We start from the raw sequence: 14,847 nt of genomic DNA, 5'->3' as shown, positions 1-14,847 counted from the left end.
ATCATCGGCCGCCGGGCGCCCGCGCACATCGGGGAAGCTCCCTGGCCGGACCCCGAGCCCGACCCTGAAGCGCTCCGGGCGGGTTTCCGCAGGTCATCGGTCGTGAGTGCGTAAGAGTGTTCTAACTCGTGTACGCACTCACGAGAGGTGACCAGGCACAACGCCGCGCCACCCTGGGATCAAAGACAGGCTCCTAAGTGGTCTCCGCGCCGGCGAGGGTGCGGACCCTGGCGAGCCGGCCGAGCCAGTCCGCGCGTCGCGCCCGGTCCGCCTCGACCGCGCTGATCAGGTCCGGCTCCGGGGCGCGCACCGGAACCGGCAGGTAACCGTCTACTGCGGACAGTGAGTGGGCGGTGACGTCCTGGGAGAGCAGGGAGACGGTGCCGAGCCCGCAGGCGAAGTCGAGCGACGGCAGGGCACCCGCCAGTGCGAGCCCGGCGGCGAGGCCGACGCTGCTCTCCACCGCCGAGGAGACCACGCACGGCAGGCCGCATGCCTCGGCGACCGCCAGCGCGCGGCGTACTCCGCCGAGTGGGGCCACCTTGAGCACGGCGACGTCCGCCGCCCCGGCCATGGCCACCCGTAGCGGATCCTCCGCCCGCCGGATCGACTCGTCGGCCGCGACGCGGACGTTGACCCGGCGGCGCACTGCCGCCAGCTCCGGCACCGAAGGGCACGGCTGCTCGACGTACTCCAGCCCGCCCGCGGCACGGTCGAGCTCACGGATGGCCGTGACGGCCGTGTCGACGTCCCAGGCGCCGTTGGCGTCGACCCGGATCGCCCCGCCGGGGCCCAGCGCGTCGCGGACGGCCGCCAGCCGTTCGCGGTCCCCGGCCAGGGAGGAACGTGGGTCGGCGACCTTCACCTTGGCGGTGCGGCATCCCGACGCGGCTACCATCGCGTGCGCCTGCTCCGGCGGCACCACCGGCACCGTCGTGTTCACCCGCACACGCTCCCGGACCGGGGCGGGCCAGCCCTCTTCGCTCGCCTCGACCGCGGCGGCAAGCCACGGAACGCATTCGGCATCGGAGTAGTCGGCGAACGGGCAGAACTCCCCCCATCCGGCGGGGCCGCGCAGCAGCGTGCCCTCGCGGACGGTGATGCCACGGAACCGCGCGCGCAAGGGAATGGCGTAGACGTACTGGTCGGTCACCGCCCGATCCTCCCGTGCCTGCTGGTGGCCGGTCCACGAACCCGCTTCGAGCGGCGAGGGGGCGGGGCGAGGCCGCGTATCACGCCGAGGTGCCCATCAGGTCGGCCTCGATCAGCCGGACGGTTCGAAGAACCTGTGGCACGTAACCCGATTCGACCGCTTCGGGCGTCGTGCGGTTGGAGTGCACGGACACGTTCACGGCGGCGATGACGGCGCCCGACCGGTCGCGGACCGGGGCCGCCGCGCCACGCAGCTCCTCTTCCAGCTCGCGATCGACGAGCGCCCAGCCCTGCTCGCGGATCCGGTCCAGCTCGGCCCGCAGCTCGCCCACCGTGCGTACCGTCCGCTCGGTTCTCGGCTCCAGCCGCAGCTGTTCGAACCGTCTGTCCAGCTCGTGGTCCGGCAGGCCGGCGAGGAGCACCCGGCCGCTGGACGTGGCGTACGCCTTGAACCGGGTGCCGATATTGATCTTCACGGCGGTCAGCCGGGTGCTGGCCACCAGCGCGACGTAGACGATGTCGTCGCCGTCCAGCAGGGTCAGGGCCGCCGTCTCGTTGAGCCGTCGCGACAGCTCCTGCAGGTGCGGACGCGCGATCTCCGGCAGGGTGAGGCTGGACAGGTAGGCGTAGCCGAGTTCGAGCGTGCGCGGGGAGAGCTCGAAGCGGCGGCCGTCGGTACGGACGTAGCCGAGATCGACGAGCGTGAGCAGCAGGCGCCGCGCGGTGGCGCGATCAAGACCGGTCTCCTGGGACGCCTCGCTGAGCGTGAGCCTGGGCCGCTCGCCGCTGAAGGACCGGATGACAGCCATCGCGCGTGCGACCGACTGCACGAAGTGGGGACCGTAGGCCTGCCGACCGTTCGCTGGGGGTTCCGGCATCCGGTCTGGTCCCTCCCTTTGCTGCGCCGCTGCGCCGCTGCGCCGCTGCGCGCAACTGTGCGTAAAGCGCACACCCTATCCCGCGTGTCTTATGTGTTTCGGCAGGGTCACTGTCCGGGTACTCACGGAAACAGATCCCATGTGTGAGAGGAGTGATGAACGTGGCGGACACGCTCACCGGTCGCAGGGTCGCCTTCGTGGTCGCACCCGAAGGCACCGAACAGGTCGAACTGACCGAGCCGTGGAAGGCCGTGCAGGACTCCGGTGGCCAGCCCGAGCTGATCTCGACCCAGCCGGGCAGCATCCAGGCGTTCAATCACTTGGACAAGGGCGACACCTTCACCGTCGACAAGGTGATCACCGAAGCCTCGGTGGACGACTACGACGGCCTCGTCCTGCCCGGCGGGGTGGCCAACCCGGACATCCTGCGTACCAATCCGAACGTGGTGCGGTTCGTCGGCGAGTTCTTCGCCAAGCAGAAGCCGGTCGCCGTGATCTGTCACGGGCCGTGGACGCTGGTGGAGGCCGACGTGGTCAGGGGCCGCCGGATCACCTCCTGGCCCAGCCTGCAGACGGACCTGCGCAACGCGGGCGCCGAGTGGGTCGACGAGAAGGTCGTGGTGGACCAGGGCCTGGTGTCCAGCCGCAAGCCGGACGACCTGCCGGCGTTCTGCGACAAGATGGTCGAGGAGATCAGCGAGGGCAAGCACGCGGCACAGGCCAGCAGCGCCTGAGCGCACTGACCAGACAGACGGCTGGACACAGCCTCAGCGCATGCCCGGTGACGTGCGTGGCAGGCCGAGCATTGCGGCCAGCGCCATCGCGTCGCCGGGCGCCTTGACCTTCATGTCGTTGTCGAAATAGACGAACACGTCCCGCGGGTGCCGTCGCGCCGGGCTCCCGACGGTGTGCTCGGTCCGCGGGCTCCCGCCCGCGCGCCAGACGGCGATCCGCTCCGCCCAGCCGCGCAGGGCCGCCTCGGTGTAGCCGCTGGCGTAGAGCTCCTCGTCGCCGTGCAGCCGGACGTACACGAAGTCAGCGGTCACATCCTCCAGGAACGGCCAGGTGCCCGCGGTGTCGGCGACGACGAGTGCGATGTCGTGCTGCCGCAGCAGTTCCACGCACTCCGCGCTCGCGAAGCTCGGGTGCCGTACCTCCAGCGCGTGGCGCAACGGCCGGTTCTCGCTCACCTCCACGTACGCCGCGTGCCTGAGCTTGTCGTCGTGCTGCGCCGCGAGCTCGGCCGCGGCACAGGTGGTGCGGGGCAGCAGCTCGAAGAACGGCACAAGGCGCCCTGGATCGAACACCAGCCGCGGCGGAAGCTGCCAGAGCAGCGGGCCGAGTTTGCGGCCCAGTGCCAGCACACCGGAGGCGAAGAAGTTCGCCAGCGCGGCTTCCACGCCACGGAGTTGCTTCATGTGCGTGATGAAGCGGCCGCCCTTGACGGAGAAGACGAAATCGTCCGGTGTCTGCTCGAACCAGCGCAGGTAGCGTTCCGGCCGCTGGAGTGAGTAGAACGATCCGTTGATCTCCACCGTGTTGACGCGCTGAGCGAGGTAGGCGAGCTCCCGGTGGTGTGGCAGGCCCTTCGGGTAGAACGTGCCGCGCCACGGCGGGTACAACCAGCCCGACGTGCCGACCCGGATCTCTGGACCTGTGCTCGGGATGGGTCCACCTCCTGCACGCGTTGCCCGTCCGGCCTCAGTCCCACCAGAACTGCCACAGTCGGCGTCCCGTCAATCCTGCCGCGAACTCGCGGAGGCTGCCCGGTTGCCCGTTGAAGTTGCCGAGGCAGAACGCGCGGTGTTCCGCCGCCACGGTGAGCGCGCGATCGCGGCTCCGGGGTGGCGCGGCGACCGACAGCTCCAGCGTGTCGAACCCGAGCGAGATCAGCACCGCCCCGAATCGGTCCTCCCAGCTCCGCAGCACCGCCGAGACGGCGGCCACCTGGTCCGTGGTGCTCGCCGCGCCGCGCCAGCCGAGCGCCGCGGGAACGTCGGCGGGCCGCCGGGCCTGGACCAGGCCCAGCCTGCTGTCGCCCCGCGCCGCCAGGACCGAACCGGTGTTGCCCGCCTCGGCGAGCGGATCGCCTCGGCGCGGCGACCTGCGGGCCAGCCCGGGGAAATCCGCGTCGAACGGGTGCAGGCAACGCCCCTCGCAGCAGGGTCGTTCCCACCAGCAGGCCAGGGTCGCCGCCGGATCGAAGTCGTCGACGGCCTCCGCGGCCGGAGGCAGCCAGCCGCGATCGTCGATCCAGTCCTCACCGCTCAGCTCGAAACGCGGATCGCGAGGGACGAGCACCGGCCACAGCCCGGTGCGCTCATGCGCGGCGACGCAGGCGAGGTAGCGGTCCGGCTCGGCGAGCGGCTCTTCCGTGACCCAGAGCCGGCTGTGCCACCGGCCGGGTGGCAGCGCCAAGTCGGGGCAAGGGTGCGGGTGGAGCTGGACGACGGCCATGACGAGACCCCTTTCGAGCAGGCGTTCACTGACTGATTCGAACACTAGTTCGAAGGTCCGACAGTCCGGCCCGGTCGGGCGCGAGGTCGCCGTGGATTCACTCGGTCGGGTGGCTCGCGCGCGGGCGACGATGTGGCGGGCTCCGGGGTCGCGGTTGCCCGAGTGAGACGCGTCACGCTACTCTTCGGTAGCCAAGCCGGAGAGTAATCAGCCGGTCGCTCGACGTCGAGGAGGCCCCGTGCGCCGGTTGCCGCTCGCTCTCGCCGCGGTCGTCGCCGCATCGCTGCTCGTCAGCCCCGCGGCGGTCGCCACGGACACCGCCGGACCCACCGCGTACTCGTCGTACGTCGCGCTCGGCGACTCCTTCACCTCCGGTTCGCTGATCCCGCATCAGGTGGACCTGCCGTGCACGCGGTCGAACCGCAACTATCCGTCGCTGGTCGCCGACTCCCTCGGCGTGGCGGCGTTCACGGACGTCAGCTGCGGGGGCGCGACCACGGAGGACATGACCCGCCCGCAGTGGGGCATCGTCAACGCGCCGCAGTTCACCGCCCTGCGCCCGGACACCGAACTGGTCACGGTCGGCATCGGCGGTAACGACGTGCCCTTCGTGGAGGTCCTCGTCACCTGCGGGCTGCTCGGCGTGGCCCGGCCATCCGGTGCCCCGTGCCGGCACCACTACAACTCCGGCGGCTCCGACCTGCTGGCCGAGCGGGTGCACGCGGTAGGCCCGAAGGTCGGCGACGTGCTGCGGGGCATCCGCGCCCGGTCGCCCGGCGCGCACGTCGTGCTCGTCGGTTACCCGGTGCTGCTACCGGACTCCGGTGCCAACTGCTGGCCGCTGGTACCGATCTCGGCGGGAGACGCGCCGTACCTGCGGGATATCACCAAACTGCTGAACGGGGTCATGGCCGAGCAGGCCGCGGCGCACGGCGCGACCTTCGTAGACACCTACACCAGCAGCATCGGCCACGACATGTGCCAGGCACCAGGGGTCAGGTGGGTCGAGGGCATCCTGCCCGGTTCGGTCGCCGCGCCGGTGCATCCGAACGCCCTCGGCGCGCGCAACCAGGCGGCGCGGGTGCTGGCCTCGCTGGGGGCCACGGCTGCGGCCTGAAACGGCTACCGGAACGCGTCGGCGTCGACGATCCGGTAGGCGTAGCCCTGCTCGGCGAGGAACCGCTGCCGGTGCGCCGCGTACTCGGTGTCGACCGTGTCCCGCGAGACCACCGAGTAGAAATGCGCCTGCCTGCCGTCGCCCTTGGGCCGCAGAAGCCTGCCGAGCCGCTGGGCCTCCTCCTGCCGCGACCCGAAGGTGCCGGAGACCTGGATCGCCACCGACGCCTCCGGCAGATCGATCGAGAAGTTCGCCACCTTCGACACCACGAGGGTCGCGATCTCACCGCGGCGGAACGCGTCGAACAGCGCCTCGCGCTCCTTGTTCCTCGTGGAACCCTGGATCACCGGTGCGTTCAGCTCCGCGCCGAGCTCGTCGAGTTGTTCGAGGTACGCGCCGATCACCAGCGTCGGCTCGCCGACGTGTTTATCCACAATGGACTTGATGACGGAGGTCTTCGTCCGCGCGGTCGAGGCGATCCGGTAGCGTTCCTCGCTCTCGCCCGTGGCGTAGACGAGCCGCTCGTTGTCGGTGAGCGTGACCCGCACCTCCACGCACTCCGCCGGGGCGATCCAGCCCTGTGCCTCGATGTCGCGCCACGGCACGTCGAACCTCTTCGGGCCGATCAGCGAGAACACGTCACCTTCGCGGCCGTCCTCGCGGACGAGCGTCGCGGTCAGGCCGAGCCGCCTCCGGGACTGCAGGTCCGCGGTCATCCGGAACACCGGTGCGGGCAGCAGGTGCACCTCGTCGTACACGACGAGGCCCCAGTCCCTCGAGTCGAACAGCTCCAGGTGCTTGTACTCGCCCTTGCTCTTGCGGGTGATCACCTGGTAAGTCGCGATCGTGACCGGGCGGATCTCCTTCTTCTCGCCGGAGTACTCGCCGATCTCCTCCTCGGTGAGCGACGTGCGCGCCACCAGCTCGCGCTTCCACTGCCTGCCCGCGACGGTGTTGGTGACCAGGATCAGCGTGGTGGCCTGCGCCTGCGCCATCGCGGCCGCCCCGACCAGGGTCTTGCCTGCGCCGCACGGCAGCACCACCACACCCGAACCACCTGCCCAGAACGCCTGCGCGGCCTGACGCTGGTAGTCCCGCAGTGACCAGTCGTCCTCGCGCAGCGCCATCGGGTGCGCCTCGCCGTCGACGTAGCCGGCGAGATCCTCCGCGGGCCAGCCCACCTTGAGCAGCGCCTGCTTGAGCCGCCCGCGTTCCGAAGGGTGCACGACGACCGTGTCGTCGTCGAGCCGTTCCCCCAGCATCGGGCTGATCTTCTTGCTGCGCAGGATCTCCTCGAGCACCGCGCGGTCGGTGGTCGTCATCACCAGCCCGTGCGCCGGGCTGTGCTGGATCTGCAGCCTGCCGAAGCGGCCCATCGTGTCGACGATGTCGATCAGCAGCGGCTGCGGCACCGGGAACCGCGAGTAGTTGGTGAGTGCGTCGACCACCTGCTCGGCGTCGTGGCCCGCGGCGCGGGCGTTCCAGAGCGCCAGCGGCGTGACGCGGTAGGTGTGGACGTGCTCGGGTGCGCGTTCGAGCTCGGCGAAGGGCGCGATCGCGATGCGCGCGTCCTCCGCGCGCTCGTGGTCGACCTCGAGCAGCACGGTCTTGTCGGACTGGACGATCAGCGGGCCATCGGTCACGCCTCCCTTTATACGTTCTCCGTCCGGCCGCGATCAGGACAGCTCGGGTTTCGGGAGCAGCGACTGCACGTCCAGCCGGTCCGCCAGCAGGCCGGAGCTGTGCATGAGGTCGGCGACCCGTTGCAGCCGGACACCGTTCAGTGACGTCGGGTAGGTGCCGAGGGAGACCAGCGACGCGGTCGTCGGGTCGATGTCGGCGAACCGTGGCAGCGCCTCCCGGATCACCATCGGATCGGCGCCGTGCTGCTGTGCCCGGCCGAGAACGTCCCGGAAAACGCTGAGCGTACGCGGGTTGGCCTGCGCGAACTCCCCGCTCGCGGCGTACGCGGACATCGGGAAGTCCTGGGTGGCGCCGCGCGAGCAGTCGGCGAGCACCCGCGCGCCGAAGTCCTTCTCCGCCAGGGTTATGTAGGGCTCGACCAGCCACGCGACATCGACGTCGCCCTGCTGCAGGGCGTCGATCATCCGCGGCATCGCCCACTCCTCGAAGCCGACCGAATCCAGGTCGAATCCCGCGGTTTCCAGTACCGAACCCGCGGTCAGCGTGCCGAGCCCGCCGATCTTGTCCACGGCGACCCGCGGCCACGAAAGGTCCTCCAGCGAGGTGTGACCGGAGTCGGGCAGCGCCACCAGCGCCATCGTGTTCTCACCCGCGGTGTACGCCTCGCCCTGCAGCTGCAACGAGGTGCCCGCGGCGGCGGCGCGGAACAGCGCGACGTCGCTGGCGAAGGTGATGTCGAGCTCGGCCGAGGCGAGCCGGTCGATGCCCTCGTCCCCGCCTTCGATCTCGACCAGGTCGACCCGCAACCCGGCCTGGCGGAACATGCCGTTCTCGACCGCGACGCGCAACGGCGCCGTGTCTATGGCATTTCCCACTCCGACACGGAGGTTGTCGCGTTCGGGAGCGGGTTCGTCACGGGGTGCGTCGGAGGGCAGGAGCGAGCAGGCGCTCAGCGTGAGCAGGACGGCAAGGAGCGGAAGGAGCAGCGAGCGGATGCGCAGGATCCGCAGGATCGCCAGGATCGCCAGGATCTCCGCCTCCCCGGTGCCGAGAGAGTATCTTCGCGTGGAGCTTAGGACGTCGGAAGCAATACCATCGACGGCGTCCCCCACCGGTTCGCCGGGCGCCTTCCGGACCATAGCGGATGTCGCTAGTCTCCAATGGTTTCTCGGGGACGGTGTTCCTGACTGCGGTTCGACGAAATGTGACAAGGAAGCCAGGTGACCCGTCGCAGCGAACGTCCCGGCCGGGATGAGGCGGCGGAAGCCGGGCGCGCCGGGGGCCGGTGGCGGCTGCGGAACTGGCGCCTGCGTACCAAACTGCTCGTGGTGCTGCTGATCCCGGCGCTGGCGGTGGTGGTGCTGGTCGGGCTGCGGGTGAGCGCGGATCTCGATCGGGCCGACCGGTTCGCCGACGGGGCGGAACGTGTCCGGGTGGACGGCAAGGTCGCCGACGTGCTGCACCAGCTGCAGCGTGAGCGGGACCTCACGGTGCGCTATGTCGCGGCCGGCAGGCAGGGCGATCTCGGCGAGCTGCGCGAGCAGCGGGAACGCGTCGACGCGGCGATCGGCGTGTTCGGCCGGGACCTGGTGGCTGCGAGCTCGCGGCTCTCGCCTGCCGCCGTGGACGCGATCCGGCGGAGCGAGGACCGGCTCGGCGTGCTGAGCGCCCTGCGCTATGCGGGCGAGCACTCGGAGTTTCCCGCCGACGCGGTGCTGCGCTCCTACAGCGAGCTGATCTCCGGGCTGCTCGACATCGGTGACCAGGCCGTGTCGAACTCACCCGACGGCGAGCTGGCCCGCACGCGGCTGGCCACCAACGCGCTGGCCAGGGTCAAGGACCAGATGTCGGTCAAGCGGGCGCTCGTGGCCGAGGCGCTCGCGCGGGGCAGCCTGTCCCCGGACCGGGAACGTGCGCTGCTCGCCGCCGAGTCCGGGCTGTCCGCAGCCCGCGAGGACTTCGTGAAGTTCGCCACCCCGAGACAGCAGCGGATGTACGACGACACGGTGATCGGGCTCGTCGTCGACATCGGCAACGGCATGGTCGAGTCGGTGCTGACGAGTACCGAGAGCGGCGGGGACCTCAGCGAGCTCGACGCCGAGCAGTGGGACACGGCCGCCACCTACACGGTGAACCTCGCCAACCGCGTGCAGGACGCGATGCTCGTGCAACTGCAGCAGCGTTCCGACGCGCTGGCTGCCGACGCCCGCCGGTCGGCGATCACCGATGCCGGCATCGTGCTCGGTGTGCTGCTGGTCGCCGCGACCCTCGCGGTGGTCATCGCGCGTTCGTTGCTGCGGCCGCTGCGGGTGCTGCGCAGCAGCGCGCTCGACGTGGCCGAGCACCGGTTGCCCGCCGCCGTCGACGGCATCCTGGCCGACCCCGAACCCGGCCCGGAGCACGTGCGCCGCCGCGCGATCGCGCCGGTGCCGGTGTTCAGCCGGGAGGAGCTGGGGCAGGTGGCCAGGGCGTTCGACGCCGTGCACGGCGAGGCGGTACGGCTCGCCGGGGACCAGGCGATGTTGCGGGAGAACGTCAACTCGATGTTCGTCAGCCTGTCCAGGCGCAGCCAGGAGCTCGTCGAGCGGCAGCTGTCCGTGCTCGACCGGATGGAAGCGGACGAGCAGGACCCGGACACCCTCGGCGGACTGTTCGAACTGGACCATCTCGCCACGAGAATGCGGCGCAACAGCGAGAACCTGCTGGTGCTCGCGGGCTACGACGCCGGACCGGCGCTGCCGGGCGCGGTGCCCGCCGACGAGATCATCGGCGCCGCACTGTCCGAAGTAGAGCATTATCCTCGGATCGAGGTAGCCGCGACCCCGGGTGTCGCGGTGCGCGGCGACGTGGTGAGCGACCTCATCCACGTGATCTCGGAACTGCTCGAGAACGCTACCGAGTACTCGGGCCAGGACGCCCCGGTGTCGGTGGTCAGCTCGGCGACCGGACGCGGCGACTGGCGGATCGACATCACCGACCGCGGCGCGGGCATGCCGCCTGCGGAGATCGAGCGGGTCAACGCGCGGCTCGCCGAGCCGCCCGAGGTCGACGTCGAGGTGTCGCGCCGGATGGGCCTATACGTCGTGGCACGGCTGTCCCAGCGGCACCGGATACACGTGCGGCTCAGCCCTGCGGAGACCGGTGGGCTGACCGCGACGGTGATCGTGCCCGCCGCGTTGCTGAGCGTCGAAGGCCCGGCACCCGCCGCGCCACCGCCACCGCCACCTGAGCGGCCTGCGCCGGAACGGGAGCCGGAGGAGGCCGACGCACCGTGGCAGGCGCTGACCGAGTACGGGCCGCCGAGGCGGGCGCCGGTCGAGTGGGAGCCGCCGCCGCAGTGGCCCACCGAGGACGACGAGAGCCCGCACGCGCTCGACGACGATACGCCGACCGAGCGGCTGCCCGCGTATCAGGAAGTGCTCTCGCAGTGGTTCCAGGCCTCGGAGGAGGAGCGGATCCGCGACGCCGCCGCGCTCACCGTGCACGCCGAGGACGTGGTCTGGCCGGCCGAGGACGAGGAGGAGGAGCTGCCGGTGATCGACCGCGCCCCCGAGGCGGTCCGGTCGCGGATGAGCCGCCTGCAGAACGGGGTGCGGCGGGGCAGGCACGAGCGGGTGGACTGAAGCGGCGCCCCGACGGCCTGCCCGCGAGACGACAGCTAACTCGGCTTCTCGCTCACGACCCCGGCCGCGGGTTCGGCCGGGGTGCCGCCCTGCAGGAGCCGGGCCACCTCGGCGCGCAGCGAGACGAAGTTCGCCGACTCACGGGTGGTGATCTGGTGCCGCTCCGCGGGCAGGTCCACCGGCAGATCGGCGACGATGCGGGCCGGCGACTTGGACAGCACCAGCACCCGGTCGCCCAGGTAGACGCTCTCGTCGATGTCGTGCGTGACGAGCAGGATCGTGCTGCCGTGCTGTAGCTGCACGCTGCGCAGCAGGTCCTCCAGCTCGAAGCGCGTCTGCGCGTCCACGGACGCGAACGGCTCGTCCATCAGCAGCAGGGCGGGGCGGCGGGCCAGCGCCCGCGCGATCGAAACCCGCTGCTGCATGCCGCCGGAGAGCTGCCACGGGTACTTGCCGCCCACACCGGGCAGGCTGACCCACTCCAGCGCCTCCTCCGAGCGCTCCCTGCGCTCGGCCCGCGACTTCTTCCAGCGCAGCGGGAACTCCACGTTCTGCCGCACGGTCAGCCACGGGAACAGCGAGCGGCTGTAGTCCTGGAAGACCACGGCCAGGTCTTCGGGCACACCGGTGACCCGGTCGCCGTGCAGGGAGACCTCGCCGCCGGTCGGCGTGATCAGGCCGGAGATGCAGCGCAGCAGCGTGGACTTGCCGCAGCCGGAGGGACCGACGATGCAGGAGAGCTCGCCGGTCTCCACGGTGAAGGTCAGGTCGTTCACGGCGACGTGCGCGTGCTCGCCGGTGCCGTAGCGGTGACTGAGGCCCGTCACCTGAAGCATGGTCGACATTTCAGGCTCCTGTGGTCTTGGCGGTCGTGGCACCGGTACTCGGTTGCCAGCTGAGCATCCGTCTCTCGACGACCAGCAGCAAGGCGTTCAGCCCGTAGCCGAGTACGCCGAGCAGCACGATCCACGACCACATCGCCGGAAAGTCGAACCGCTGCTGCGCGAAGATCAGCTCGTAGCCGATCCCGTCGGTCGCGCCGACCATCTCCGAGACCACCATGAGGATCAGCGCGATGGACAGGCTCAGCCGCAGTCCGGCGAAGATCTTCGGCAGCGCGGCGGGCAGCACCACCATCGCGATCCAGTAGTGCTGCGGAGTCCGGAACGAGCGAGCGGTGTCCCGCTGGGTCGCGTTCACCGAGCGGACGCCGTCGACGGTGTTCAGCAGGATCGGCCATATCGAGCCGAAGACGATCGTGGTCAGCTTCATGCTCGTGCCGATGCTGAGCAGGACGAGGAAGACCGGGATCAGCGTGGGCGGCGGGATCGCCCTCATGAAGGCGAACAGCGGGCCCACGTAGTCCATCCCGGTCCTCGACCGGCCCAGCGCGGTGCCGAGACCGACACCGAGCACCACCGCGATGCTCCAGCCGCCGAAGACCCTGCCCAGGCTCGGCAGGATGTCCTGGTAGACGTCGTCGGTCAGGAACAGCCGCGTCGCGGGCGCGGAGAACCAGAGCTCCGCGATCTTGTCCAGGATCGTCGTCGGCGGCGGGAAGAAGGGGTCCTCCGCCAGGCGCGTCGCGAGCTCCCACAGCACGACCGCGCCGAAGAACAGCGACCACTTGCGCAGGAAACCGAGGAAGTGGTTCACATCGCCCCCCGTGTCCTGCGGGGCACCCGCACCCGGTCGGCGATGGTGAGCCGGGCTTCGCGATTGTCGCTCACATCGCTCACATCGCCTCCCGGTGTTCTGCGGGGCACCCGCACCCGGTCGGCGATGGTGAGCCGGGCTTCGCGATTGTCGCTCACATCGCCTCCGCGGTCGTTGCCGTGTGCCAGCGGAACAACCGCCTGCCGAGCCGTTCGAGCCCGTCGTTGATCAGGTATCCGAGCAGCCCTGCGACGACGGTGCCGGCCAGCACGAGATCCATCCGGCCGCCACCCGAGGTGGCCGCGAGGATGAACTGCCCGATACCGGCGGCGGCTCCGGCGATGAACTCGGTACTCACCACGACGATCAGCCCGATCGCCGCGGACATCCTGATCCCGGTGAAGATGAACGGGGCCGCGTGCGGCAACGCCACAGACGCGAGTATCCGCATCCGCCCGGCACCGCACGAGCGCGCGGTGTCGATGAGCAGCGAGTCGATCTCGTCGAAGGCGTAGATGGCGTTGTAGAGGATCGGCCAGATCGCCGCGTAGATCGCCAGTGCGATCTTCGACTCCGGCCCGCCGCCGACGACGAGGATCACCAGTGGGATCAGCGCGACCGACGGGATCGGCCGGAGGAACTCGACGATCGCCCTGGTGGCGACGCGCAGCCCGGGCAGGCTGCCGAGCAGCAGCCCGGCCGGCACCGCGATCACGATCGCGGTGCCGAGCGCGATCGCCCAGGCGAGCACGGTCGCGATGACGTCCCGCAGGAACGGTTCGTCGCCGAGCAGGCTGACCGTCCGCGCCAGCACGACGCTCGCCGGCGGAACCTCCCGCTCCGGTACCAGGCCGAGCCTGACCACGGCTTCCCAGAGCAGCAGGAAGCCCGCCAGGCCGGCCAGGTTTCGAACGATGGGCCGCACGTGTCAGCGCTTGTCTCGAGAACCGGGAGCCGGGGCTCCGCGCCGATACCCGAGCGCCTGGCGTGCCTGCTCAGGGCCCTGCCACCACGATCGCCCGGCCGGGGGCCGGGCCGGTTCGCTGGCCGCGTTCATAAACGTCACTCCTGTTCGCACGACCGGCCGTCAGGTGGTCGCCGACTCCGCGATCATCTCGCTGGCCTCGATCTTCTTCGGGATAATGCCGAACTCCACCATGAGGTCCGGCACCCGCTGCAGGCGCACCGGGTCCAGCGTCGCGTGGAACTGCGGCAGGGTGACCAGCTTCGCCGTACCGGCCTCGATGTGGGCGTAGTCGACGAGCAGCGGCTCGATCTTGCTGCGGTCCTGCGACTCCTCGGTGGCCTTCCGCATCGCCCGCTGGAAGGCGGCGACGGTCTTCGGGTTCTGCTCCGCGAACTGGGCCAGCGAGCCGTAGCCGGCCAGCGGGAAGTCCTTCGTCGGCCCGGTCGCCACGTCGGTCAGCGGGACGGTGCCCGCCTCCTGGGCCGAGTTGGTCAGGAACGGCTCGATCAGCAGGCCGGCGTCGATGTCCCCGCGCGAGAGCGCGCCGGAGATGTCCGGGAACGAGATCGGCACCCAGTTCACCGACTCGTAGTCGACGTCGTTGGTCTTCATGACCGACTTCACCAGCGCGTCCGAGATGGTGTTCAGCGCGGAGACACCGATCTTCTTGCCCGCGAGGTCACTCACCTTCTTCACGGACGAATCCGGCATTGTGACAAGTACCACACTGTTCGGTGCGGTGGAGACCGCGTCGGCGACGAACTTGATGTCCGCCACACCCTGGCTCTGCGCCGCGAAGAACGGCACGTAGCTGGAGAACGCGATCTCGGCGTCGCCGCCGATCAGCTTGGAGAGCGCCGCCTGACCGCTGGCGGCCTGGTCGATCTTGACCTCGAGCCCCTCCTCCTTGAAGTAGCCGTTCTTCACCGCGAGGTGCAGCGGGGCGACATCGATCGCGGGCAGTGTCGCCACGGTGATGTTGCTCTTCTCGAGCGGGCCGTCGCTGCTCTCGGACTCGGGGTCCTCGCCACCGAGCAGTCCGCACCCGCTGACCGAGGCGAGAACCGCGAACGTCGAGATTACGGTGGCGACCCGCGTGCGTCTGCGCGGACGGGCCGTCCTGGTGATGCCGTGTCGAAGCACTGCCACTCCTGGTTTACGAGATGTACTGGGGTTTGGTTAGGGTGCGGCGAGCCGCGCCGGCTCCGCGAGCCACGGTTACTTTAGAGATCCCGGGCGATCATTACAATGCGTACCGAGCTGGGGTCTCTCAGTACGCCAGACCATCCAAACGGGTGGTTATTGGTGTGATGTAGTTTACTCTCGGTTTACCGGCAAGGGGTAAAACGGGCG

Annotated in this window: 14 protein-coding genes; 3 read left to right on the top strand and 11 right to left on the bottom strand. The window is 70.2% G+C overall.

Going from position 1 to position 14,847, the window contains the following annotated elements:
• Positions 1–193 precede the first annotated feature (193 nt).
• Both JAP66_RS10135 and JAP66_RS10130 read right to left on the bottom strand, forming a co-directional pair.
• Positions 194–1,153 (bottom strand): o-succinylbenzoate synthase, encoded by a 960-nt coding sequence (locus JAP66_RS10135; RefSeq protein WP_199431382.1) that lies wholly within the window; start codon positions 1,151–1,153, stop codon positions 194–196.
• Between the two features lie 79 nt (positions 1,154–1,232).
• Positions 1,233–2,030, bottom strand: coding sequence for an IclR family transcriptional regulator domain-containing protein (locus tag JAP66_RS10130; protein WP_199431381.1), 798 nt, complete (start codon positions 2,028–2,030; stop codon positions 1,233–1,235).
• Positions 2,031–2,185: 155 nt separating this feature from the next.
• Between JAP66_RS10130 and JAP66_RS10125 the strand changes: the two genes are divergently transcribed.
• The gene (locus JAP66_RS10125; RefSeq protein ID WP_199431380.1) at positions 2,186–2,764 is read left to right on the top strand and encodes a type 1 glutamine amidotransferase domain-containing protein; all 579 of its coding nucleotides are present in this window, start codon (positions 2,186–2,188) and stop codon (positions 2,762–2,764) included.
• Positions 2,765–2,797: 33 nt separating this feature from the next.
• On the opposite strand, the gene JAP66_RS10120 is transcribed toward JAP66_RS10125, so the two are convergent.
• Positions 2,798–3,697, bottom strand: a complete 900-nt coding sequence (locus JAP66_RS10120) for a DUF72 domain-containing protein (RefSeq protein WP_199431620.1) — start codon at positions 3,695–3,697, stop codon at positions 2,798–2,800.
• Positions 3,698–3,731: 34 nt separating this feature from the next.
• On the bottom strand, positions 3,732–4,487 hold the full coding sequence (locus JAP66_RS10115) for a DUF4253 domain-containing protein (RefSeq protein WP_199431379.1): 756 nt from the start codon (positions 4,485–4,487) through the stop codon (positions 3,732–3,734).
• A gap of 238 nt (positions 4,488–4,725) precedes the next feature.
• Between JAP66_RS10115 and JAP66_RS10110 the strand changes: the two genes are divergently transcribed.
• Positions 4,726–5,604 (top strand): SGNH/GDSL hydrolase family protein, encoded by an 879-nt coding sequence (locus JAP66_RS10110; protein ID WP_199431378.1) that lies wholly within the window; start codon positions 4,726–4,728, stop codon positions 5,602–5,604.
• A gap of 5 nt (positions 5,605–5,609) precedes the next feature.
• Here the strand turns inward: JAP66_RS10110 and JAP66_RS10105 are convergent, their stop codons facing one another.
• Positions 5,610–7,247, bottom strand: coding sequence for a DNA repair helicase XPB (locus tag JAP66_RS10105; protein ID WP_199431377.1), 1,638 nt, complete (start codon positions 7,245–7,247; stop codon positions 5,610–5,612).
• Between the two features lie 33 nt (positions 7,248–7,280).
• On the bottom strand, positions 7,281–8,252 hold the full coding sequence (locus JAP66_RS10100; protein ID WP_199431619.1) for an ABC transporter substrate-binding protein: 972 nt from the start codon (positions 8,250–8,252) through the stop codon (positions 7,281–7,283).
• Positions 8,253–8,468: 216 nt separating this feature from the next.
• On the opposite strand from JAP66_RS10100, the gene JAP66_RS10095 reads away from it, so the two are divergent.
• On the top strand, positions 8,469–10,871 hold the full coding sequence (locus JAP66_RS10095; RefSeq protein ID WP_199431376.1) for a sensor histidine kinase: 2,403 nt from the start codon (positions 8,469–8,471) through the stop codon (positions 10,869–10,871).
• Positions 10,872–10,906: 35 nt separating this feature from the next.
• Here the strand turns inward: JAP66_RS10095 and JAP66_RS10090 are convergent, their stop codons facing one another.
• The 5 genes from JAP66_RS10090 to JAP66_RS10070 form a co-directional block, all read right to left on the bottom strand.
• A complete protein-coding gene (locus tag JAP66_RS10090; protein ID WP_199431375.1) occupies positions 10,907–11,716 on the bottom strand; it encodes an ABC transporter ATP-binding protein in 810 nt (269 codons plus the stop codon).
• A gap of 1 nt (position 11,717) precedes the next feature.
• Positions 11,718–12,527 (bottom strand): ABC transporter permease, encoded by an 810-nt coding sequence (locus JAP66_RS10085; RefSeq protein ID WP_199431374.1) that lies wholly within the window; start codon positions 12,525–12,527, stop codon positions 11,718–11,720.
• Positions 12,524–12,685, bottom strand: coding sequence for a hypothetical protein (locus tag JAP66_RS10080; protein WP_199431373.1), 162 nt, complete (start codon positions 12,683–12,685; stop codon positions 12,524–12,526). The genes JAP66_RS10085 and JAP66_RS10080 overlap by 4 nt, the downstream gene beginning before the upstream one ends.
• The gene (locus JAP66_RS10075) at positions 12,682–13,452 is read right to left on the bottom strand and encodes an ABC transporter permease (protein WP_199431372.1); all 771 of its coding nucleotides are present in this window, start codon (positions 13,450–13,452) and stop codon (positions 12,682–12,684) included. Before JAP66_RS10075 ends, JAP66_RS10080 begins: the two co-directional genes overlap by 4 nt.
• Positions 13,453–13,614: 162 nt before the next feature.
• A complete protein-coding gene (locus tag JAP66_RS10070; protein ID WP_199431371.1) occupies positions 13,615–14,637 on the bottom strand; it encodes an ABC transporter substrate-binding protein in 1,023 nt (340 codons plus the stop codon).
• Positions 14,638–14,847: the final 210 nt, after the last annotated feature.

Source organism: Qaidamihabitans albus, from assembly GCF_016464705.1.
GTDB lineage: Bacteria > Actinomycetota > Actinomycetes > Mycobacteriales > Pseudonocardiaceae > Qaidamihabitans > Qaidamihabitans albus.
This window is presented reverse-complemented; position numbering and strand designations above follow the sequence as displayed.

Excerpts from the sequence above, each read along its gene's own strand:
- JAP66_RS10125 (WP_199431380.1), top strand. The coding sequence starts at position 2,186 with ATGAACGTGGCGGACACGCTCACCGGTCGCAGGGTCGCCTTCGTGGTC.
- JAP66_RS10090 (WP_199431375.1), bottom strand. The coding sequence starts at position 11,716 with ATGTCGACCATGCTTCAGGTGACGGGCCTCAGTCACCGCTACGGCACC.
- JAP66_RS10115 (WP_199431379.1), bottom strand. The coding sequence starts at position 4,487 with ATGGCCGTCGTCCAGCTCCACCCGCACCCTTGCCCCGACTTGGCGCTG.
- JAP66_RS10130 (WP_199431381.1), bottom strand. The coding sequence starts at position 2,030 with ATGCCGGAACCCCCAGCGAACGGTCGGCAGGCCTACGGTCCCCACTTC.